Here is a 19,936-nt window from a genome sequence, read left to right as displayed (position 1 = left end):
GGAATGATCGCCGCTGTCGAGGTGGCAAGGCCACGATGCGTAGCCTTGCCGAGCATGGTCAGGCGACCGCTTCGCGGCGGGAGCCGCCGCGGCCCCGCAGGCCCGTTGCCATGACCAGCGCGCCGAGGGCTGCAGCCGCCATCGGCACCAGAAGCGCCACACGTAGCGATTCCAGCCGGGCTTCGGGAGAGATTTCTTCGCCCAGAATATAGGCGCCGATGGCGCTGACGCCGGAAAGGCCGAGCGCGGCTCCGAACTGGATCGCGGTATTGACCAAGCCGCTGGCAAGCCCATGCTCGTCTTCGGCGATGCCGTCGGTCGCGACGATGGTCAACGGGCCATAGCCGAGCGCGAAGGCAAGGCCGAGCAGGAGCATCGACGGGAACATGGCAGCATAGGTCCAGTCGAAGCCCATGCGAGAGAATAGCGCATAACAGGCAAGCGCCAGCAGGAAACCGCCGAGAATGACGCAGACATTGCCGAAGCGGTCGACGAGCCGCGGCGTCAGGATCGGCGCAACCACCGCGTCGATGCCGATCGCCAGCAGCGCCAGGCTCGTCTGCATCGGCGTCCAGCCGAGCAGCTCCTGCAGATACAGGGAGGCGATGAACTGAAAGCCGAAAAAGGAGCCGGCAAACAGCAGGGCGCCGAGATTGGCGCGGATCAGGGCGCCCGAGCGCAGAATGCCGAGCCGCACCAAGGGGGCAGCCGAGGAGCGCTCGATCAGAATGAAGGCAAGCCAGAACAGCGCACTTGCCACAAAGACGGCGATCGTCCATTCCGCGCGCTCGCCAGGATGCTCGAGCCGGGTGACGCCGTAGGCGGCAAGCAGCATGGCGCCGGTCAGCGTCACTGCGCCAGATAGATCGAATTTTCCACGCGCGGTTCCCGCACCCCGGTCGACGATCAGCCGCGGGGCGACGGCAAGGAGGCTCGCCGCAAGCACCACCGGCGCGAAAAACACCCAGCGCCAGTCGATCGCGGCAAGCAGGCCGCCGGCGACAAGGCCGAGCGAGAAGCCGGCCGACGCCGTCGACGCATAGATCATTACCGCCCGGTTGCGCTGCGCTCCCTCGGGGAAATTGGCGGTGATGAGCGCCAGGCCGGCGGGCGTCATGAAGGCGGAAGCTGCACCGGTGACGAAGCGGGCAACGAGCAGCATCCAGCCCTCGCTCGCAAAACCACCGAGGCCGGAGAAGGCGAGGAAGACGGCGAGCGCCGTCAGGAAGACGCGCTTCCTGCCGAAGATATCGGCGGCGCGGCCGCCAAGCAGCATGAAGCCGGCATAACCGAGCACATAGGCGCTGACGACGGCGCTGAGCGTCGTTGTCGACAGGCCGAGATCGGCGCGGATCGCCGGCAGCGCGATATTGAGCATGGCGACATCGATGCCTTCGAGGAAGATCGCGCCACAGAGCACGATCAGTGCCCCGGCTGAGCGTGGGCTCATGCGTCCTTCTGATTTGGTCTGGGAAGATGGGGTGGACATGGATCCGTTCCTTCGGTTGACGAGCTGAAACAACGGGGATGAGGCGAGTTACTTTTCATGCCTCGGTTCCCTCTTGTAACCGAAGCCTAGTTAAGACATGATCCGGCACCATGGAAGAAGGCACTTCAAACTCACCGAGTGACATTTGCAGCACCGGCAAGAATTATGACGTCCTGCAATGGGATGCGCGCGAGGAATGCGAGGTCCGGCAGATCCTCGACCGGATCGCCGACAAATGGTCGCTGCTCGTCATTGCGCTGCTCGAAAAACGCACGCTTCGCTTCACGGAATTGAAGAGGAATATCGACGGCATCAGCCAGCGCATGCTGACGACGACGCTGCGGCACCTTGAGCGGGACGGTATCATCGAACGCACCGTCTACCCGGTCGTGCCGCCGAAGGTCGATTATGCACTGACGCCGCTCGGCTGCACGCTGCACGAAACGATCCGTTCGCTGGTGCTGTGGACCGAGCAGAACCAGGCCGGCATCATCGCCGCGCGGCAACGCTACGATGCGCGAGCCGACAGCGGCCTTTAGCCGGGCAACGAATGCTGGCGGGGGCTTTGGCCTGCATGCCGCGACAGATGAATTTGGGCGAAGCCTATCGAGCGCGCGCCGGGTTGCCGATCACGGTGGCGTTCGCCGGCACATCCCTGGTCACCACGGCGCCGGCGCCGACGATCGCACCATCGCCGATCGCGACGCCGCCGAGGATGATGGCGCCGCCGCCGATCCAGACGTCGCTGCCGAAAACGACCGGCCGAGCGATCTCGATGCCCCGGCTGCGAAGCGTCGGGTCCTTGTGATGTTCGGCGCAATAGATCCGCACGCCGGGGCCGAACATGGTGCGGTCGCCGATGGTCACCCGGCCGGAATCGAGGATGGTGCAGCCGGCATTGAAATAGACGCGCTCGCCGAGAGTGATGTTGATGCCGTAGGAGCAGTGAAACGGCGCTTCGATGAAGACATCGGGTGCCATGCCCGCAAAGAGCGCCCTCAGGGCTGGCGCCATGGCGCCGCGTTCGTCCGGCGGCAGCGTATTGTGGGCATGGACAGCCCGGCGCGCCTGCCGGCGCAAGAGATCGAGTTCGTCATCGAGGCAGCAATACCATTCGCCTGCCGCCATCTTCTCGCGTTCGCTTGCCGGCATGACCTCGCCTCTCACGCCGAGGCCTCTGACAGCATCTCGATCTCGTCTGCTTCGATCAGGCTGACCCAGGCGCGGGCGATGGCAAGGCCCGCGGCATCGGCGCCACGCCCATGTCTTGCCGCCAGTTCGGCATGGCTCTCCAGCCAGCCTGGCGCGATGCGCTCGATCGTATCGGGGAATTCGGCCTTCCATTGCGCGACGACCGCGGAATTGGCCTCGAAATGGAACTGGGTGCCATAGACGGCGCGGCAGATGCGGAAAGCCTGGTTCTCGGCGACAGGGCTTGTCGCCAGACGCACCGCGCCGGCGGGCAGGGAAAACGTATCGACATGCCATTCGAAGATGGTGAATTCGCCGCCAAGCGCCGACAGCAGCGGGTCGGCCTGGCCCTCCTCGGTGACGCCGATCCCGTGCCAGCCGAATTCGCGGGCGCTTCCTAGCAAATTGTCGCCGCCATAGGCGCGGGCGAGGATCTGGCTACCGAGGCAGATGCCGAGCACGGCCTTGCCGGCATCGCCGAAGCGGCGCGAAAGCCGGACGAGCTCCGGCAGATAGGGGTGCGTCTCGTCATCCAGCGCGCTCTGCTCGCCACCAAGAACGACAAGCGCGTCATGGCCGGATATATCCGGCGGCAGGACGCCGTCCTGCCACACCCGGAACCACTCGATCTCCGCTTCCGCCTCATGGAGTGCAGCGGCAAGCGCGCCGAGGCCGGTGTTCTTCATATTTTCGATGACTGCGACTCGCATGGGTTTTTCCCGGTGTTGCCGATAGAGGAAGAGACCATGCCGGCGGGTGGCGCGCAAGACGCTGGCGATTGCGCGCGCCAACAACAGGGCTTACATCAGCGCAGAGAAAAGGAGTCTGCCATGACCGAAAAAGCCCGTGTCTCGATCCTCTACTGCACTCAGTGCAACTGGCTGCTGCGCGCCGCCTGGATGGCGCAGGAGCTGCTGCACACTTTTTCCGACAGTCTCGGGGAAGTAGCGCTGATCCCCGGCACCGGCGGCAATTTCGAGATCCGCGTCAACGGCGATCTGATCTGGGAGCGCAAGCGCGACGGCGGCTTTCCCGGGCCGAAGGAACTGAAGCAGCGGGTGCGCGATATCATCGAGCCCGGCCGCGATCTCGGTCATGTCGACCGCGCCTTGCTCGAAAGCTAATGGCGGCAACTCAGCGATAGGGCGAGCGGCAGGTCTTGTAGATGCCTTCATAGGTGAGGAAGCGATCCGTTCTTGGATCGTAGGAGCGGTATTCATTGCTGCACCAGGCGACATGGCTGTTCTTGTCAGCCACCTTCGGCTGCAGCCGGCGCACCGGCGGCGGCTCATAGGTCAGCTGCGGCCGGCCAGCCGCACCCGGCTGGTAATAGGTCGGACCCGTCGCGCCGCGCGGGCGGTAATTCGGCTGGACATAGGCGGGTCGATGCCATTGCTGCGGCCCGAAACCGAAGCACCCGCGAAAATCGCAGAGCGTCGATCCGGTGTTGAGCGGCCCGATCCCCGGCTTGCCCAGCTTCAGCGAATCAGCGCCCGCCATGGCAGGCGCGAGAACGGCGAGAAGACCGGCGAACACTAGCATGCGGACAACGGGCATGAGGGATTCCTTTCGATATTTCCTTTATATAGGGCGTACCAAGCGAAGCGCTATGCCTGCCCTCCGGCCGCTCCCTCTCATATGACCGACTGTTTTTCGCCAACTGTCAGAAAAACTTCAAAAACCCGGTTGACAGTCAGGAGCCGCCCCCTTACATCGCTCTCCGTCGCCCAGATGGCGGAATTGGTAGACGCGCCAGCTTCAGGTGCTGGTACCCGAAAGGGTGTGGAGGTTCGAGTCCTCTTCTGGGCACCATTCCATTCTTGATCGCTACCGGATCAAGGAGTTAAGCCTATCCAAAATTTACGCATTTGTGCCTGTGGAAACAGGCCAGCAGCAATGCGTTCAAGGCTTGCCTGCTCAATTCCACGGACTTTCAAAATCCATATTAACGCGTATTCCGGTCGCCGATACCTAGCCGCCATTGACTTGTTCATTGCCGAATGGAACATAAAGCGAACAAAATGGAGCCTTGTGATGATCCGATACGCCACATCCGTAGCCAGCGCCCCTGAGCCTTCAAAGGCGCGCGAGGCGCCAGCCGCCAAGCCGGCCATTGAAATGCCTCCGCCCAACCAGGTCGTTGATGTATCCTCGGCCGGTGCGGCGCTTGCTGCCTATCCGCTGCTGGTCGGCTCCGAGTCAGACGAGTTCGGCTCCGACACTTTGCCAAAGATCACAAAGCCACCACGCCGTGCGGCAAAAAATCGGAAGGCTAAAGTAGCCGAAGCAGCCAGCACTCCACTCCAGCTTGATCTAGAGGCCTAACCGTCTCTTCGGGACAAGAATAGCGGCGATTCCGCGAACTCCTCCCATATTCTATATAGCACTTCGGAATCCCGAAATTGGTTGCCGACTTGAAATCATTGGATGTTTCGCCACGGCAACACCTCGCAAAACCCGGCGGATTTCGGAATCCCGAAGCGGGGGAATTTCGGGATTCCGAAGTGAGGTTTTTTTCGTGACGACGTGTGCATCTGTCGACAGTAAGCGGCCGGCGGACCGGTATCCTGCGGGAGCCATCAGCAGAGCTTTCCCTTATCGGGTGGTTCGCAGCATGTGCATCTCATGCGTCAGCGCCGCTTTGGCCGGCGCGTGATGGCGTGGTTGATGGCCTTCACGCGGCCATTTCGGTCGTCGTCTTCCTGCTGTCTGGAATAACGGTCAGAACCCCCATGCCGGCTTCTCTGGCGGCGCTCAGAAGCAATTCTCTGAGTCGGTCCATTCCCGCTTGCCCCATGACGGCATCGGCGCAAGCCTTCACCGCCGCCACGTACTCCTCTCCATCCTCAAACGGCCAGTCCACCATCAGAACTTCGGCTGCGTCGTGGAGCGTCCTGACGATCTTGCGCTTGTGCCGGTCGCCGAGAAAGAGAACAAGAGGCGCAAAATCCGCCGATGTGTTCCATTGCATGGCATTTTCTCCCCAAGAGTTAGAATATTAGTAACAATGCAAAAAGCGTGCCGGGGAAGGCGGGAGGCGCTATCGTTGCCCGATAGAGCCGTTTTCTATCGACGGCCTCGGCAATGGATGCGTGACGAGTGCGGCCAAGCGGGGCTGTTTCATTGCTCAACGCATGGCCTGCCGAAAGCGCGGCCGCCTCGTCCGACACCCCCGCAAGCCTCGCACAAGAACGAAATCGGATACCGGGACCAGGATGGGCATACGGCCGTGCCGCCTGTGAGCGCCCCGCATGCCGGACTGCCTCGCCGGGCAGGCCGGAAACCATAATTGTTTCTAAACACTCTGGAGTTCGCTCGGGATGAAAGTCGTAATTCTCGCCGGTGGTCTGGGTTCGCGCCTCGCCGAAGAGACCAGCGTCCGGCCTAAGCCCCTGGTCGAGATCGGCGGCATGCCGATCCTCTGGCACATCATGAACATCTATGCCCATCACGGGCTCGATGATTTCATCATCTGCGCCGGCTACAAGGGCTATATGATCAAGGAATATTTCGTAAACCTTGTTCTGCACCACAGCGACATCACCGTCGACCTCGGCGCCAACAGTATCAACTATCACGGCGGTAAACGACCGAACTGGCGCGTGACCGTGGTCGATACCGGCATGCATTCGATGACCGGCGGCCGTCTCGGGCGCATTCGCGACCATCTGACACCAGGCGAACCCTTCTGCATGACTTATGGCGACGGTGTCGGCGACATCGACATCGCCGCCGAAGTCGCCTTCCATCGCGATCACGGCCTGAAGGCGACGATGTGCGCGGTAACCCCGCCCGGACGCTACGGCGCCACGAATATCGAAGGCCAGTTCATCACCTCCTTCGTCGAGAAACCTCGAGGCGACGGCCAGCGTATCAATGGCGGCTTCTTCGTGCTCGACCCTTCGGTGGTCGATCTCATCCCAAGCGACGACACGATTTGGGAAGCCGGACCGCTGGAATGGCTTGCCGCCAACAACCAGCTTGCCGCCTTCAAGCATGACGGCTTCTGGCAGCCGATGGATACGCTTCGCGAGCGCACCCATCTGGAAGAACTCTGGAATTCCGGGAAGGCGCCGTGGAAGCAATGGGCCTGACCGATTTCTGGAAAGGGCGGCGGGTTTTCCTCACCGGCCATACCGGCTTCAAGGGTTCCTGGCTTTCCCTGTGGCTGGAACGGCTCGGCGCTGAGGTGAGCGCGGTTTCCCTGGCGCCTGAGACCGAACCGTCACTCTATCGGAAACTCGCTCCCTGGGACGATCGCGGCCATCACATCGTCGATATCCGCGACGCCGAGGCGCTTCTTTCTCTCTCCAGGCGTTTCGAGCCGGAGATCGTCATCCATATGGCGGCGCAGGCGCTGGTGCGGCGTTCCTATGAGAACCCGGCCGAGACCTTCTCGACCAATGTCATGGGAACGGCAAATGTTCTCGACGCAGTCAGGCAGACGCCCTCCGTCAAAACAGTGCTGGTCATCACCTCGGACAAGGTCTACGCCAATAATGGCAGCGGCATCCCCTTCGTCGAGACCGATACGCTCGGAGGCAAGGATCCTTACAGCAATTCCAAAGCCTGTACCGAACTCATCTGCCAGAGCTACCGCGACAGTTTTTTCAATGGCCGAGATCTCAGGCTCGCCACGGTGCGCGCCGGTAATGTCATCGGCGGCGGCGACTGGTCCAGGGATCGGCTGATCCCGGATTTCATCCGCGCCTTCGAAAGCAACCAGCCGATCATGCTGCGTTATCCCGCGGCGATCCGCCCCTGGCAGCACGTACTGGAGCCGCTTGGCGGTTATCTCGGCTTCGCGAAAGCGCTGACCGAGGAACGCGTCAAGGATCTGCCGAATGCGTTGAATTTCGGCCCGCATCCCGAAAGCTTCGCCACTGTTTCCGAACTTGCCGAGGCGCTCGGGCGTGCGCATCGCGTCGAAGACGTGTGGCGGCTGGCGCCGGGGGAACATCTGCCCGAAGCGCCGGCGCTGACCCTGAGCTCGGCGCTCGCGCTCGACACCATCGGCTGGCGCCCGCGGCTGAGCCTGCAACAGACCATCGACTGGACTGCCGCCTGGTACAAAGCCAACCGCGAGGGCGAAGACATGCGCGCCTTCTCGCTCGGCCAGATCGCGGCATATGAGGAAGCAGTATCATGACAGCGCACAATTGCCGGTTTTGCGATGCTCCGTTGAAGCATCGTTTCGTCGACCTCGGCTCGACGCCGCTCGCCAATGCCTATCTGACGGAAGAGCAACTCGAGCAGCCGGAGCCATCCTATCCGCTGCGCGCCTTCGTCTGTTCCGAATGCTGGCTGGTGCAGGCCGATGCTTTCGTCCCGCCGGAAGACATCTTCAGCCACTATGCCTACTTCTCCTCCTACAGCGACGGCTGGGTGGAGCATGCCCGCCAGTTTACCATCATGGCCCGCGAACGTTTCGGCCTTACCGCGGCGTCGCAGGTCATCGAAGTGGCGAGCAATGACGGCTATCTTCTCAAACATTTCGTCGAGGCCGGCGTGCCGGTGCTCGGCATCGAGCCGGCTGAGAACGTCGCGGAGGTGGCGCGGCAGATCGGCGTTCCTACGGAAGCGCGCTTCTTCGGCAAGGAAACCGCTGCCGACCTCGTCTCCCGCGGCCTTGCCGCCGACATCGTCATCGGCAACAACGTGCTGGCCCACGTGCCTGATATCAACGACTTCGTCGGCGGGCTCTCTGCCGTTCTGAAGCCGGATGGCGTTGTCAGCGTTGAATTCCCGCATCTGCTGCGGCTGATGGAAAACATCCAGTTCGACACGGTCTACCACGAGCATTTCTACTATCTTTCGCTGCTCGCCGTCGAAAAAGTCTTCGCCGCGCACGGCCTCAATGTATTCGACGTAGAGGAACTGCCGACCCATGGCGGCAGCCTCCGCGTGCTTGCCTGCCGTGCAACATCCACGGTTCACGCAATCGGTCACGGCCTAGCCAAAGTCCGCGCCGCTGAGGCGGCTGCCGGCTTCGACAAGGTCGAGATCTACGAGGCCTTCCAGAACCGCGTCGCGCCGATCAAGGACGGGCTGCTCGCCTTCCTCAACGAGGCCAAGCGCAACGGCAAGACGGTCGCTGCCTATGGCGCTGCAGCCAAGGGCAATACGCTGCTGAATTTCTGCGGTGTCGGCACCGACCTGATCGACTACGTGGTCGATCGTAATCCGCACAAGCAGGGACACTTCCTGCCGGGAAGCAAGTTGCCGATCTATGCGCCTGAGAAGATCGACGAGACGCGGCCGGACTACATTCTCATCCTGCCCTGGAACATCAAGAACGAAGTCGTTGCGGCCAACAGCAGGGTCGGAGCCTGGGGTGGACGCTTTGCCGTCGCCGTGCCGGAACTGACGGTGCTCGGATGAAATTCCTTCCGACGGCGGTTTCGGGCGCCTTTGTCGTGGAAGTCGACGCGCGCTCCGACGACCGGGGAATGTTCGCACGAACCTTCGACGCACAGACCTTCGCGGCGCGGGGTCTGGTGCCCGTCTACCCGCAGTGCAACGTCTCCCAGAACCACATGCGCGGGACGCTGCGCGGCATGCATTACCAGGCCGAGCCGCGGCCGGAGGCGAAGCTGGTGCGCGCCACGCGCGGCAGGGTCTTCGACGTGGCACTTGATCTCAGGCCGGATTCGCCGAGCTATCTCAAGTGGGCCTCCGTCGAGCTCGATGCCATCAGTCACAATGCCTTCTACATACCTGTCGGATGCGCGCACGGCTTCCTGACCCTCGAGGACGACTGCGAGCTCTTCTACCAGATGTCGCAAACCTACGTACCGGAACTTGCCCGCGGGGTCCGCTGGGATGATCCCGCCTTTTCCATCGCCTGGCCGTTCATGCCGAGCATCATCAGCGAGCGCGACGCCGCGCTTGAGAGCTACGGCCAGGAGACAAGCCTTTGAGCGGCATCAAACTCAGCATCTGCATCCCGACGTACAATCGCGAGGCCTACCTCAGAAACGCGCTGACCTATTGCCGGAACGACTATAAATTCGATTTTCCCTTCGAGATCGTCATCTGTGACAATGCCTCCACTGATCACACCCAGCAAGTTGTCGAGGAGTTCATCGGGCACGGATTGCCGATCCGCTATTACAAGCGTGAGGTCAATGCGGGCGCTAACGCCAACGTCACGAGCGCTCTTCGCCTCGGCAGGGGCGAATACGTCGTCTATCTCGCCGACGACGACATCCTGATTGCCGATGCGGTGGCCAACACCGTCAAATATCTCGATGAGAACCAGGATGTGACCTGCGCCCATGCGCCCTGGTTCCTCTATGACGAAGTCGCCAAAAACGACATCACCAAGTTCTACAATGTCGAGGAGGATCGGAAGTTTCCGCGCGGCAGCTTCGGCGACGTCTTTCAGTATATCTTCGAACGCCACATCTTTCCGGAAATCGCGATCTACCGCGCGTCGGCCCTGCGGTCGGCCTGGATCCCGCGGGACATCTGCTTCTACCCGTTCCCGTTCCTTGCGCATTTCCTCGATCAAGGCGCGGTCGCCTTCCTGCAGCGGCCGTTCTATCGCTCCATCGCCAATTCGGCGATCGTTCGTGACCGTCCACAGGAAGGCGCCAATGACGTCATGACGAGCTGGGATCGTTATCGCGGCGGACTTGAATATTTCCTCTATACGGGCGCCAGGCGCGGGGCGGTGATCCTGACGCCCGAGTCACGTCTCAAGTATGAAGAGATGTGCAAGATCTTCACGCTCAACCGCATGGCGGTCGCCTTCCGCTTCTGGGCCGCGCGCAAGAATTTCATCAAGGCCTATGAGCTCTATACCCGCATCATGTGGGGCGGGATGCTCGACCACCCGGAAATTCGCCCCTTCCGCGAAGGGCTGCCTCTGATGGTCGCCATCCAGACGCTGGTGAGCGAAGTGAATTCGGCAATCGGCATCGACACGTTGCTTCTCGGCGGCTTCTCGGAAATCACCGCACTCGAAGGCCTGATGCGCGAACTCGGCCTCAACGAAAAGGTGAAGGTTACGGTGGAAATCAGCGACAGCCCACTGGAAAGCACTGCCGTCTTCATCAACGTCGACAGCGACCGGGAATATTTCGTAGCACTCGGCTACCTGCCCAATCTGGTGTTCCACGAGCACGATGTCGCCCGGCACATCATCATGTGAGCCTCGCGCCAGTTTCAAAAGCTAGCGTCGTGGCGGGCGCCCGCGTCTCGATTTCAATTCAACAGAAATTAGCGGCATGACAAACAGGATCTTCTACACCAAGCCTTCCATCACCCAGCTTGAAATCGATTATGCCACGGACGCGGCAGCGACCGGCTGGGGCGCACGCTGCTACGACTACATCAACCGCTTCGAACGCGACTTCAAGACCCATCTCGGTAGCGACTTCGCCATCGCTACATCGAGCTGCACCGGCGCCATGCACATGGGCCTGGCCGCGCTCGGTGTCGGCGAAGGCGACGAAGTGATCCTCGCTGACACCAACTGGGTCGCCACCGTCTCGCCGATCGTCCACCTCGGCGCCAAGCCGGTTTTCGTCGACGTGCTGCCGGACTCCTGGTGCATCGATCCAGACGAGGTCGAGCGGCACATCACCTCGAAGACCAAGGCGATCATCGCAACCCACATCTACGGCAATCTTTGCGACATGGATGCGCTGCTCGAGATCGGCAAGCGCACCGGCATCCCAGTGATCGAGGATGCGGCGGAAGCGATCGGCTCCGTTTGGAATGGCCGCCGCGCCGGCTCGATGGGCGCCTTCGGCACCTTCTCCTTCCACGGCACGAAAACGTTGACGACGGGCGAAGGCGGCATGTTCGTCACCAACGACGCCGCGCTTTACGAACGGGTGCTGACGCTCAGCAACCACGGCCGCGCGCGCGGCCAGACCAAGCAGTTCTGGCCCGACGAAATCGGCTTCAAATACAAAATGTCCAACATCCAGGCGGCCATCGGCTGCGCACAGCTCGAGCGCATCGAAGAACTCGTCGCCCGCAAGCGGGAAATCCTCGCCGCTTACATGGTCCGGCTTTCCGCCCTGCCGGGCATCTCGATGAACCCGGAATATAGCGGCACGATTAACGGCGCGTGGATGCCGACCGCGGTCTTTCATCGGTCGACGGGTATTGTCCGCGAGATGATGCAGCAGGCCTTCGAGACCGCCAATATCGACGCGCGCGTCTTCTTCCATCCCCTCTCCAGCCTCTCCATGTTCGATGACCGGCCCGAGAACGTCAACGCCTGGAGCATTCCGGGCCGCGCGATCAACCTGCCCAGCTATCACGACATGAGCGAAGCCGATATCGACCGGGTGGCGGCAACGCTGCTCGATGTGGCGGCCGGGCGGATCTACCATAACAGCACGGCATTGCGGCAGTCGGTCTAAGGCAGCCCTACAGCGAAGGACAAAGAACAGTCATGACCACGAAGGACGATCGTCTCGAATTCGAAGCCCACAGGCGGGAGATGTCGCTTGCGCTCGGCAAGGACGAGGCAAGTTTCCAACAGTCGCTGAACACGCTGATCGGGCTCGACAAGTTCGACTACTTCTATCTCTGGTCATGGATGGGCGTGCCGATCATCCAGCTTCCGGTCGATATCCTGGCGACACAGGAAGTCATCTGGGCGACCAAACCCGATGTCATCATCGAAACGGGCATCGCGCGCGGCGGCTCGCTGATCTTCATGGCGTCGATCCTCGCCGCCACGGGCAATGACAAGGCCAAAGTTGTCGGGGTCGACATCGACATCCGCGCCCATAATCGCGAGTCGATCGAATCCCATCCGATGTCGAGCCGGATCAAGATGATCCAGGGCGGTTCCGTCGACGACGACGTGCTTGCCGCCGTGAAGGCCGAGATCCCGCCGGGCGCCCGCGTCATGGTTGTGCTCGACAGCGACCATTCCTACGAGCATGTTCTGGCGGAATGCCGAGCCTACGGTCCGCTGGTGACGGAAGGCTGCTACCTCGTCGTCGCCGACACGCTCATCGGCCACTTGACCGAGGAGCAGGCCTTCACGAAGCGCTCCCAGATTTGGCTGCGCGGCAATGAGCCGCTGAAGGCAGTCACCGATTATCTGGCGGAAACCGACCGCTTCGAAGTCGATCCGGTCCTGAACGGCAAGCTCGTGCTGTCTTCGTCGCCGGGCGGCTACTGCATCTGCCGCAAGGCGTGAGCGGACAATCAGGGATAGCCGTTCATGGCGCAGGTGGATATCGTCAACCTCAAGGACAATGCGGATCCGGCACGACGGCTCCGACTTCCGATCAGGGACGATAGCGGCAGGCATGTGGGCGACCTGCAATGCATCGACAGATCGATGCTCGACGAGCCTGGCCTGATCGACGACCTGACGACGTGGCGCAACCAGTCGATGCCGTTTTTCCTCACCCAGTTTAGCGCCAGCAAGGAACGTACGCGGCGGTGGCTCGAAAGCATCTCGCTGCCCGCCCATGACCGAATCCTATTCGTCATTTGCGATCCCGGCGGAAACCGGTTGGGCAATTTCGGCGTCTGCAACATCCGGCCCGGCTCGGCCGAATTCGACAATGTCATCCGCGGCCGGGCGAGCGATATCCGCAATTTGATGTTCCATTGCGGCATGACAATGCTGGAGTGGACGTTCGCCGGGCTTGGGGCCGAAACGGCCGAGTTGCACGTCTTCTCCCACAATGAAAAAGCGATCGGCCTCTACAAACGGCTGGGCTTTTCGGCAGCCGAAAGCCTGCCGCTGCGGCGCATCGAGGAAGAGGACATGGTCAAATATTCGGTCGTTGATCGACCAGAAGCAAATGCCGGCTTCGACTATCTGAGGATGGAATTTCCGATCGAACGTTTCCGACAGGCGCATTCAGCGGCTTTGCTGACCGGCTGAAGCGCCTAGAGCCTTTCCTGGTCAGATTGAAGCACTCTGCCGGAGCAGGCTTTCGTCAGGGCAGAGGCGATTGGCGATGGGCATACCCCAGGTACATCCGAGCCGATCGCCTCTGATCCTGGCGGAAAGATGTCCGGCCCACCGGCCGCACCGCTTCGCTATGGCAAAGCGATAAGTGCGTCCGGCGATTTCCAAGTCTTGCAGATTTGCCAGGCAAATCTGCGGCAGGGTTGGCTGAAACGGGCCGCCTGCTCGACCGGCCGGCTTGGCCGTAGAGCTCGGCTACGACGCGCGCCGGCCGGTCGAGCATCCGACTCCGTTTGAGCCAACAGAATGCTTCAATCTGATCAGGAAAGGCTCTATCGCACCGGCTGATAGTGGCCGCGTAGCGGAACCTTGTCGTCCATCGAGATGAAGCCGTCGCGTTCGCAGACATACATCAGCGTCGGCATGCCGCCCGAGCGGAAGATTTCGTCGTAACGGCGGCGGATCTGGACGGTTTCGGTGCGGCAATTATAGGATTCTTCCTCCTTCTTGTCCGGCTGCGCCTTGACGCCGGGCAGACCCTTGTAGGGATAGAGGGGCTGAACGTTGGAATCGACCGATTTCGTCCAGTCGACGGCAGAGGCGGACGTGGGCGCCAGGCCGGACACGGCAACGAGCGACATCAGAAGCATCATGAGCCGCATGGCAATTCTCCTGCCGGCAATAGGGCACTCACAGGATGTAGGAAAACCGGAGACCGTCATCAAGCGGCGGTCGCGGGCGATTTCCTGAAATAACTTCTGATAACGGGATGGCCGAAGAGGCCGGCAAGGATCGCAAAGGCCGCGCCGGCGACGAAACCGGCGAGAAGACCGCCGATGACGCCGGCGACCAGCAGGATCTTCTTTCCTGGGCCATCGGCCTTGACCGGCGGCTCGGCCGGCGAGATGACGCGAATGTTACTCTGGTTGAGGTTCTGCTCCTCGTTCGTCTGGCTGGAGCGCTTCAGCACCGTCTCATAGATATCGCGCGCCGCCGTCGCCTTGCGCTGCAATTCATTCAATTCCACCTGCTTGTCCGAGGTGCTCGCCTGCAGCGCCTTCTGCACGGCAAGTTCCTTGGCGATGCTGTCCTCGGCGGCCTTGGCCTGCTCGTACTCACCCTTGGCGGACGTGGCGAGACGCTGCAATTCACCCTTGATTTCACCGGCAATGCTTTGCAGGGAGGAGCGGGCCGCCTGCAGGCGCGGATGGCGCGTGCCCATCTGGCTTTCGAGGCTGCCGACGGCGGCGGCCTGGGTGGCATATTGCTGGCGCAGGCTGACCAGCGGCGAGGTGACGCCACCCTCCGCCTGGTTGCCGGCGACGATGTCTTCGACGCGGAGATTGGCGACGGCATCGGCGCGGGCCTTCGCCTGAATGGTCTTTTCCTGTGCCGTCACCAGCAGCGTGTTCAGCGAGACGAGCCGCTGATCGGAGATCAGATTGCCTTCGGTGGCGACCATGTCGTTGTCGGCGCGGAAGGTTTCGACAGCCTGCTCGGCCTCCAGTACCTTCTGGCGCAGATCGTCGAGACGTCCGTCGAGCGTCGAGGAGGTGTTTTCGTAGATGCCGTTCGAGGCGCTGTTCTCCTCCTCAGTGAAGGAGGTGACGACCTGGTTGGCGAGCCTTGCGGATTTTTCGGGATCATTGGTCGTCGCGGCAAGCGAAACAACATAGGTGCTGGCCTGACGGGTGATGACCAATGCCTTCTGCAGGGCGCCGATCACGGCGGCGCCATCGGTGCGGCCACCGGTGAATTCCGGATCCTGGTCAAGCTTCATGGTCTCGACGACGCGGCGAAGCACATTGCCCGAAGTCAGGATCTGCACTTGGCTGTCGATCAACGTCGAGATCATTTCCGGCGAAGGCCCCGACGATTGCCCGCCTGCATCGGCAAGGCCGATCTGGCGCGGATCGAAATAGAGGCTGCTGACGGCGGTGAATTTCTGCCCGATGGACGGCGCCACCGCCCCGCCGGCAACGGCGCCGAGCAGCGCCAGACCAAGGACGACCAGCCGTCGGCTCCAGATCGCCGCAACACTGGAGCGGAGATCGAGAAGCGGTGCGGCAGGCGCGGGCGCTGCGTTCGACCGCGCGTCCACGGTCGGTTGTTTCAAAGGTGTGGTCGGAGGCGAAGGCGCCGGGCGCTCGGACCGGCGGGGTTCCACGACACTTGCCGGTGGCGGCACAAAGGCAGGAGCGGCGGGTTCGGGCACCGGCGGCACGAAATCGTCCGGACGGACGACGGGGCTGCGCATGCGCACGCCTTCCGGCGCAGTCTGAGTTGACTCATAACTGCGCCAGCCAGGGAGCCGGCTTACCCTGTTCCTGTCATACTGGTCCATACGCGCACTCGTGTCCCGCCCAGCGTGAAAGACTGAAGCCGAGGTGCTGAGACTTTAGAAATTCTTAGCTAACGGACCGTTAAAATAATTTCTGCAACGCCGATGTTGCGATTTGCCGCGATTGCGAGGATAGCCATGAGGACCAGACGACATCTGACGGCGCTGCTGCTTGCGGCCGCTCTCGTCCCGTCGCTGGCCCTTGCCGCCGACGCGCCCTGTTTTCGCGGCGTCAATCTTTCCGGCGGCGAATATGGCGAGCGCGGCGGCGCCTTCGGCATCAACTATACCTATCCCAGTGAAGACACGATCGGCTATTTCGCAGAAAGAGGCATGACGATCATCCGGCTGCCCTTCCGCTGGGAGCGGCTGCAGCCGGCGCTCGGCGGGCGGCTCGACGAGGACGAGTTCGAGCGGATCAAGGATACCGTCGGGCTGATCCGCAAGCACGGCATGACCGTGCTGCTCGACCCGCATAATTTCGGCTATTACGATAAGACGCAGATCGGCACGGTGCCGGCGACGGATGCAGCCTTCGGTGATTTCTGGGCAAGGCTCGCGGTCGAATTCGCCAATCAGGACGGCGTGCTCTTCGGCCTGATGAACGAACCGCACGACATCAAGGCGACGGACTGGCTCGATGCCGCCAATGCGGCGATCCGCAGCATCCGCGCCGTCGGCGCCCGCAACCTCATCCTGGTGCCGGGCACCGCCTGGAGCGGCGCGGCAAGCTGGGAAAAGGACGTGATCGGCGGCGCCAACGGCACGGTGATGCTCGGCGTGCGCGATCCGCTCGACTTCTACGCCTATGAGGTCCACCAGTATCTCGACGCCGATTCCTCCGGAACCCACCCGACCTGCGAAGGCTCAGGCGCCGCCGTCGAGGCGATCACCGGCGTCACCGCCTGGCTGAAGAAGAACCACAAGCGCGGCTTTCTCGGCGAATTCGGCGCCTCCGCCGACAAGGACTGCATGAGCGGGCTAACCGAGATCTATTCCACCATGTCTGATAATGGCGACGCCTGGCTTGGCTGGTCCTATTGGGCGGCGGGCGAATGGTGGCCGGCCGACGAACCGTTCAACGTTCAGCCGCGAAAGGGCACCGAGCGGCCGCAGATGCGGCTTCTCGCCGCCTCGGCAAAAGCCAAAGCCGGCGCCTGCGTCACCGTCAAGCCGGCGGGGAATTGACATGGCGATCCTCGACCAGAAGGCAGCGAGTTTCACCATAGCCGGCAACCGGCTCAATGCCGCCGGTCAAGCGTCGCGCATCGACTACCCGGTGCTCTGGCTCGGCCTGCTGTCGGTGCTCTACAACGGCATTCTCGCCTTCATCAACCACAACATCATGCCGCTCTCGATAACGCATGTCGCCGCCAGCGAGGGGCTGATCATGGCGAGCGCCATCCTCTACATTCTGCACAAGGGGATCTACGAGACGGACCTCCCGGCCTTCCTGTTCCTGCTGTTCACGCTTGTCGTGACGATCTACGTCAGCGTGCTGAACCGCATGCTGTTCGTCGATCATTTCCGCAACGTGCTGATCATCTTCTGCTTTACCGGCCTCGGCGGCTGGAGCAACGAGAAAACCATGAAGCTCGCCTTTCGCTGGGCGAGCCTTGCCGTGATGATCTTCCTGATCTTCGAGATCGTCAGCGTGCCGTTCTACGTCAGCATCGTCCATCCGTCCGATTATTTCGCCAATACGCGCGGGCTGCTGCCGTTGAGCTACAACACGACAGGCCTGTTCCAGAACGCGCTCGGCTTTCCCGAGCGTTTCTCCTTTGGCATTATCGACCACCGCTCGTCGTCGATCTTCCTCGAACAGGTGTCGCTCGCCAATTTCTGCGGCGTGATCGCGATCTATCTGATTTCCATGTGGGAAAGGCTTAGTCGCTGGGACCGGTTGCTCATGATCGGCACGGCGGTGCTGATCCTGGTGACGAACGATACGCGCACGATGCTGATCTTCTGCCTTGCCTGCATCGGCGGCTATTTCGTCTTTCCGAAGATCCCGAAGAATTTCAATCTGGCGCTGATGCCGCTGATCGTCGCCGCTGGTTTCCTCGTCTACACTCTGAAACCCAATGCGACCGGCGACAATTTCACCGGCCGCATCAACCTGACGATGAAGAAGGTCATGGATCTCGATCCTCTCGCCATCCTCGGGCTTTCGGTCGACCGGGTCGCCGAATTTGCCGACAGTGGCTATGTTTATCTGATCTACGCGGCGACGATCTTCGGCGTCATCGCCTTCTGGCTGTTTGTTTGCCTTTTTCCGGCGGGACGCACGGCGGCGCAGCGGCGTTGCGCCCATTCACTTTCTCTTTTCATTTTTCTGAATATGATGATCGGGGGGACCGCTGTTTTCTCGATGAAGATCGCCGGTCTCCTGTGGTTCGTCGTCGGATATATGCGCTTCCACGACAGCCCGCGCATCCGGCAGGATCGTGCGGCAGATGTAATGAGTTGACCGTAGCGGCACGGCGCCCGCGCGAGCCCGAGGAGCAAGACGCTCGATGCTTGTCCAGCTTCAATATCTGCGCGCCATCGCTGCGCTGATGGTCGTCTATTTCCACGCGATACTGCAGCTTGCCAAGGTCAACCCCGCCGTCGACGCCACCGCCTTCGTCTATGGCGAGACCGGCGTCGACATCTTCTTCGTGCTCAGCGGTTTGGTAATGTGGCTAACAACGAGTGGGCGGGCGATGAGCCCCATCGATTTTGCCCGCCGGCGGATCAAACGCATCGTGCCGCTCTATTGGCTGGCAACGCTGTTTTCGGCCGTCGTGGCGCTGGCGGCCCCGTCATTGCTGAAATCGACAGTGTTCGACCTGCCGCATCTCATCGCCTCGCTGTTCTTTCTGCCATGGGCCAATGCCGCCGATCCGAGCACGATCGCCCCCGTCGTCGTGCCGGGCTGGACGCTGAATTACGAGATGTTCTTCTACCTCGTGTTTGCGCTGCTGCTGGCACTCCCGGAAGTCCGCCGGATTCCAGCGATGTTGGCCGTCTTTGCCATGATCCTGATCGTCTGTCGGCTGCTGCCTGAGATGACGGCCAGCCGGTTCTACGGCGAGCCGATCATCCTGGAGTTTCTCGCCGGCGTCGTGCTCGGCTGGCTCTACCGGCAAAAGGTGCTTCTGCCGAACCGCTGGGCATGGGCGGCACTGGCCCTGGGGTTCGCATTTCTCTTCATCAACGAGGCGCTGATGGGGCCGGAAAGCCGGTTCTACGCCTGGGGCATTCCGGCGATCTTCATCGTCTACGGCGCGGTCTCCATCGACTTTTCCAGGCTGCCTTTTATCGGCTGGCTGAACTATCTCGGCGACTGCTCCTACAGCATCTATATCACCCACGCCTTCACGTTGGCTTTCCTCAGGGTCGCCGCCGACCGCCTGCCGATCGGCATCCTGAAGCAGCCGGTCCTCTTCGTGATCCTGTCGCTGGTGCTCTCGTCGATCGGCGGCGCACTCATCCACGAAATCACCACGCCCCGCCGCAAGGTCGCCGTGGCAGGCCGCCCGCCGGCCTAAGATTCAGCGCTCGAAGGCGAGAATACGCATCCCGGCGGCGCTGGCGGCACAGTTTTTCGCGCAACTTCTCCTAAGCTATGCCCAACGTGAGAGAACTTGCAGAAACATGACGGTTCATCTTGCAATTTGTCGCATGAATGAAAGTGCGCCGGCCTGTTCGCCGCCGGGGCTTTGATCTAAGCACGGCGGCGGTCTTGAAGAGGGAAGAGCGAGAGACATGAGAAGCTATGTATTGACGGTATCCTGCAAGTCGACGCGCGGCATCGTGGCGGCGATTTCGAGTTATCTGGCCGACAAGGGCTGCAACATCATCGACAGCTCGCAGTTCGACGATCTCGATACCGGCAAGTTCTTCATGCGCGTCTCGTTCATCTCGGAAGAGGGTCTTTCGGGCACCGAGATCGGCGCCGATTTTCCACCGGTCGCCGCCCCCTTTTCGATGGATTACGAATTTCACGACAGCGAGAAGCGCATGAAGGTGCTGC

The 19,936-nt window shown here is 61.7% G+C and carries 23 protein-coding genes, 1 tRNA gene and 1 pseudogene (1 of these 25 only partly in view); 17 read left to right on the top strand and 8 right to left on the bottom strand.

The annotated features are described in order from the left end of the window. Positions 1-58: 58 nt before the first annotated feature. Complete coding sequence (locus HJB89_RS03285) at positions 59-1,450, bottom strand: MFS transporter (RefSeq protein ID WP_246762706.1); 1,392 nt, start codon at positions 1,448-1,450, stop codon at positions 59-61. 149 nt (positions 1,451-1,599) lie between these two features. Here HJB89_RS03285 and HJB89_RS03280 point away from each other — a divergent pair, with 149 nt between their 5' ends. Further along, positions 1,600-2,028, top strand: coding sequence for a helix-turn-helix domain-containing protein (locus HJB89_RS03280; protein WP_207582523.1), 429 nt, complete (start codon positions 1,600-1,602; stop codon positions 2,026-2,028). A 64-nt stretch (positions 2,029-2,092) separates the two neighbouring features. Here HJB89_RS03280 and HJB89_RS03275 read toward each other — a convergent pair whose 3' ends face one another. Together HJB89_RS03275 and HJB89_RS03270 are read right to left on the bottom strand one after the other, a co-directional pair. Then, positions 2,093-2,641, bottom strand: coding sequence for a sugar O-acetyltransferase (locus HJB89_RS03275; RefSeq protein WP_207582522.1), 549 nt, complete (start codon positions 2,639-2,641; stop codon positions 2,093-2,095). 11 nt (positions 2,642-2,652) lie between these two features. Further along, on the bottom strand, positions 2,653-3,390 hold the full coding sequence (locus HJB89_RS03270; protein WP_221148920.1) for a type 1 glutamine amidotransferase: 738 nt from the start codon (positions 3,388-3,390) through the stop codon (positions 2,653-2,655). A gap of 120 nt (positions 3,391-3,510) precedes the next feature. Here HJB89_RS03270 and HJB89_RS03265 point away from each other — a divergent pair, with 120 nt between their 5' ends. Next, positions 3,511-3,804: a SelT/SelW/SelH family protein gene (locus HJB89_RS03265; RefSeq protein WP_207582520.1), complete on the top strand. Its 294-nt coding sequence runs from the start codon at positions 3,511-3,513 to the stop codon at positions 3,802-3,804. A gap of 10 nt (positions 3,805-3,814) precedes the next feature. On the opposite strand, the gene HJB89_RS03260 is transcribed toward HJB89_RS03265, so the two are convergent. After that, positions 3,815-4,237 carry a BA14K family protein gene (locus HJB89_RS03260; protein ID WP_207582519.1) on the bottom strand — a complete coding sequence of 141 codons (423 nt, stop codon included), beginning with the start codon at positions 4,235-4,237 and terminating at the stop codon, positions 3,815-3,817. A gap of 168 nt (positions 4,238-4,405) precedes the next feature. On the opposite strand from HJB89_RS03260, the gene HJB89_RS03255 reads away from it, so the two are divergent. Continuing rightward, positions 4,406-4,492, top strand: a tRNA-Leu gene (locus tag HJB89_RS03255). Between the two features lie 23 nt (positions 4,493-4,515). Here the strand turns inward: HJB89_RS03255 and HJB89_RS03250 are convergent. Next, positions 4,516-4,794, bottom strand: a complete 279-nt coding sequence (locus HJB89_RS03250) for a hypothetical protein (protein WP_221148917.1) — start codon at positions 4,792-4,794, stop codon at positions 4,516-4,518. Here HJB89_RS03250 and HJB89_RS33565 point away from each other — a divergent pair. Beyond that, complete coding sequence (locus HJB89_RS33565; RefSeq protein ID WP_221116650.1) at positions 4,715-5,005, top strand: poly(hydroxyalkanoate) granule-associated protein; 291 nt, start codon at positions 4,715-4,717, stop codon at positions 5,003-5,005. The two genes, HJB89_RS03250 and HJB89_RS33565, sit on opposite strands and share 80 nt — an antisense overlap. Before the next feature lie 349 nt (positions 5,006-5,354). Here HJB89_RS33565 and HJB89_RS03245 read toward each other — a convergent pair whose 3' ends face one another. After that, entirely contained in the window at positions 5,355-5,651 is a 297-nt protein-coding gene (locus tag HJB89_RS03245; protein WP_221132352.1) for a DUF982 domain-containing protein, read from the bottom strand. Between the two features lie 349 nt (positions 5,652-6,000). Here HJB89_RS03245 and rfbF point away from each other — a divergent pair, with 349 nt between their 5' ends. The 8 genes from rfbF (at position 6,001) to HJB89_RS03205 (ending at position 13,550) form a co-directional block, all read left to right on the top strand. After that, the gene (gene rfbF, locus HJB89_RS03240) at positions 6,001-6,774 is read left to right on the top strand and encodes a glucose-1-phosphate cytidylyltransferase (protein ID WP_207582516.1); all 774 of its coding nucleotides are present in this window, start codon (positions 6,001-6,003) and stop codon (positions 6,772-6,774) included. Next, a complete protein-coding gene (gene rfbG / locus HJB89_RS03235) occupies positions 6,765-7,829 on the top strand; it encodes a CDP-glucose 4,6-dehydratase (protein ID WP_207584235.1) in 1,065 nt (354 codons plus the stop codon). Before rfbF ends, rfbG begins: the two co-directional genes overlap by 10 nt. After that, positions 7,826-9,061, top strand: a complete 1,236-nt coding sequence (locus HJB89_RS03230) for a class I SAM-dependent methyltransferase (RefSeq protein ID WP_221132351.1) — start codon at positions 7,826-7,828, stop codon at positions 9,059-9,061. Before rfbG ends, HJB89_RS03230 begins: the two co-directional genes overlap by 4 nt. After that, positions 9,058-9,600, top strand: a complete 543-nt coding sequence (gene rfbC, locus HJB89_RS03225) for a dTDP-4-dehydrorhamnose 3,5-epimerase (protein WP_207582514.1) — start codon at positions 9,058-9,060, stop codon at positions 9,598-9,600. Before HJB89_RS03230 ends, rfbC begins: the two co-directional genes overlap by 4 nt. Next, on the top strand, positions 9,597-10,835 hold the full coding sequence (locus HJB89_RS03220) for a glycosyltransferase family A protein (RefSeq protein ID WP_207582513.1): 1,239 nt from the start codon (positions 9,597-9,599) through the stop codon (positions 10,833-10,835). Before rfbC ends, HJB89_RS03220 begins: the two co-directional genes overlap by 4 nt. Positions 10,836-10,911: 76 nt before the next feature. Further along, positions 10,912-12,060 carry a DegT/DnrJ/EryC1/StrS family aminotransferase gene (locus HJB89_RS03215; protein WP_207582512.1) on the top strand — a complete coding sequence of 383 codons (1,149 nt, stop codon included), beginning with the start codon at positions 10,912-10,914 and terminating at the stop codon, positions 12,058-12,060. A 32-nt stretch (positions 12,061-12,092) separates the two neighbouring features. After that, positions 12,093-12,851, top strand: a complete 759-nt coding sequence (locus HJB89_RS03210; protein WP_207582511.1) for a cephalosporin hydroxylase family protein — start codon at positions 12,093-12,095, stop codon at positions 12,849-12,851. 24 nt (positions 12,852-12,875) lie between these two features. Next, positions 12,876-13,550 (top strand): GNAT family N-acetyltransferase, encoded by a 675-nt coding sequence (locus HJB89_RS03205; RefSeq protein WP_207582510.1) that lies wholly within the window; start codon positions 12,876-12,878, stop codon positions 13,548-13,550. A 359-nt stretch (positions 13,551-13,909) separates the two neighbouring features. On the opposite strand, the gene HJB89_RS03200 is transcribed toward HJB89_RS03205, so the two are convergent. Together HJB89_RS03200 and HJB89_RS03195 are read right to left on the bottom strand one after the other, a co-directional pair. After that, a complete protein-coding gene (locus tag HJB89_RS03200) occupies positions 13,910-14,239 on the bottom strand; it encodes a hypothetical protein (protein ID WP_221132348.1) in 330 nt (109 codons plus the stop codon). A 59-nt stretch (positions 14,240-14,298) separates the two neighbouring features. Further along, positions 14,299-15,921, bottom strand: coding sequence for a GumC family protein (locus tag HJB89_RS03195; RefSeq protein ID WP_221148914.1), 1,623 nt, complete (start codon positions 15,919-15,921; stop codon positions 14,299-14,301). Positions 15,922-16,056: 135 nt separating this feature from the next. On the opposite strand from HJB89_RS03195, the gene HJB89_RS03190 reads away from it, so the two are divergent. The 5 genes and pseudogenes from HJB89_RS03190 to purU all read left to right on the top strand — a co-directional run. Beyond that, entirely contained in the window at positions 16,057-17,106 is a 1,050-nt protein-coding gene (locus tag HJB89_RS03190; protein WP_207582507.1) for a glycoside hydrolase family 5 protein, read from the top strand. Between the two features lies 1 nt (position 17,107). Continuing rightward, the gene (locus HJB89_RS03185) at positions 17,108-18,388 is read left to right on the top strand and encodes a hypothetical protein (RefSeq protein WP_207582506.1); all 1,281 of its coding nucleotides are present in this window, start codon (positions 17,108-17,110) and stop codon (positions 18,386-18,388) included. 46 nt (positions 18,389-18,434) lie between these two features. After that, complete coding sequence (locus HJB89_RS03180) at positions 18,435-19,451, top strand: acyltransferase (RefSeq protein WP_221148912.1); 1,017 nt, start codon at positions 18,435-18,437, stop codon at positions 19,449-19,451. A gap of 217 nt (positions 19,452-19,668) precedes the next feature. After that, a pseudogene (locus HJB89_RS33680) lies at positions 19,669-19,827 on the top strand (ACT domain-containing protein); the annotation flags it as partial. Positions 19,828-19,901: 74 nt separating this feature from the next. Then, positions 19,902-19,936, top strand: partial view of a formyltetrahydrofolate deformylase gene (gene purU / locus HJB89_RS03170; RefSeq protein ID WP_311044365.1) — the start only. It continues 844 nt past the right edge of the window; 35 of the gene's 879 nt are visible here — the first part of the coding sequence; it begins with the start codon at positions 19,902-19,904; its stop codon lies off the right edge, out of view.

It is taken from the genome of Rhizobium sp. NZLR8, assembly GCF_019685025.1.
GTDB lineage: Bacteria > Pseudomonadota > Alphaproteobacteria > Rhizobiales > Rhizobiaceae > Rhizobium.
This window is presented reverse-complemented; position numbering and strand designations above follow the sequence as displayed.

Excerpts from the sequence above, each read along its gene's own strand:
- HJB89_RS03230 (WP_221132351.1), top strand. The coding sequence starts at position 7,826 with ATGACAGCGCACAATTGCCGGTTTTGCGATGCTCCGTTGAAGCATCGT.
- HJB89_RS03200 (WP_221132348.1), bottom strand. The coding sequence starts at position 14,239 with ATGCGGCTCATGATGCTTCTGATGTCGCTCGTTGCCGTGTCCGGCCTG.
- HJB89_RS03250 (WP_221148917.1), bottom strand. The coding sequence starts at position 4,794 with ATGGCCGGCTTGGCGGCTGGCGCCTCGCGCGCCTTTGAAGGCTCAGGG.
- HJB89_RS03210 (WP_207582511.1), top strand. The coding sequence starts at position 12,093 with ATGACCACGAAGGACGATCGTCTCGAATTCGAAGCCCACAGGCGGGAG.
- HJB89_RS03185 (WP_207582506.1), top strand. The coding sequence starts at position 17,108 with ATGGCGATCCTCGACCAGAAGGCAGCGAGTTTCACCATAGCCGGCAAC.
- HJB89_RS03245 (WP_221132352.1), bottom strand. The coding sequence starts at position 5,651 with ATGCAATGGAACACATCGGCGGATTTTGCGCCTCTTGTTCTCTTTCTC.
- HJB89_RS03195 (WP_221148914.1), bottom strand. The coding sequence starts at position 15,921 with ATGGACCAGTATGACAGGAACAGGGTAAGCCGGCTCCCTGGCTGGCGC.
- HJB89_RS03190 (WP_207582507.1), top strand. The coding sequence starts at position 16,057 with ATGAGGACCAGACGACATCTGACGGCGCTGCTGCTTGCGGCCGCTCTC.
- HJB89_RS03280 (WP_207582523.1), top strand. The coding sequence starts at position 1,600 with ATGGAAGAAGGCACTTCAAACTCACCGAGTGACATTTGCAGCACCGGC.
- rfbC (WP_207582514.1), top strand. The coding sequence starts at position 9,058 with ATGAAATTCCTTCCGACGGCGGTTTCGGGCGCCTTTGTCGTGGAAGTC.
- HJB89_RS03285 (WP_246762706.1), bottom strand. The coding sequence starts at position 1,450 with ATGAGCCCACGCTCAGCCGGGGCACTGATCGTGCTCTGTGGCGCGATC.
- rfbG (WP_207584235.1), top strand. The coding sequence starts at position 6,765 with ATGGGCCTGACCGATTTCTGGAAAGGGCGGCGGGTTTTCCTCACCGGC.
- HJB89_RS03265 (WP_207582520.1), top strand. The coding sequence starts at position 3,511 with ATGACCGAAAAAGCCCGTGTCTCGATCCTCTACTGCACTCAGTGCAAC.
- HJB89_RS03275 (WP_207582522.1), bottom strand. The coding sequence starts at position 2,641 with ATGCCGGCAAGCGAACGCGAGAAGATGGCGGCAGGCGAATGGTATTGC.
- HJB89_RS03260 (WP_207582519.1), bottom strand. The coding sequence starts at position 4,237 with ATGCCCGTTGTCCGCATGCTAGTGTTCGCCGGTCTTCTCGCCGTTCTC.
- rfbF (WP_207582516.1), top strand. The coding sequence starts at position 6,001 with ATGAAAGTCGTAATTCTCGCCGGTGGTCTGGGTTCGCGCCTCGCCGAA.
- HJB89_RS03215 (WP_207582512.1), top strand. The coding sequence starts at position 10,912 with ATGACAAACAGGATCTTCTACACCAAGCCTTCCATCACCCAGCTTGAA.
- HJB89_RS03180 (WP_221148912.1), top strand. The coding sequence starts at position 18,435 with ATGCTTGTCCAGCTTCAATATCTGCGCGCCATCGCTGCGCTGATGGTC.
- HJB89_RS03205 (WP_207582510.1), top strand. The coding sequence starts at position 12,876 with ATGGCGCAGGTGGATATCGTCAACCTCAAGGACAATGCGGATCCGGCA.
- HJB89_RS33565 (WP_221116650.1), top strand. The coding sequence starts at position 4,715 with ATGATCCGATACGCCACATCCGTAGCCAGCGCCCCTGAGCCTTCAAAG.
- HJB89_RS03270 (WP_221148920.1), bottom strand. The coding sequence starts at position 3,390 with ATGCGAGTCGCAGTCATCGAAAATATGAAGAACACCGGCCTCGGCGCG.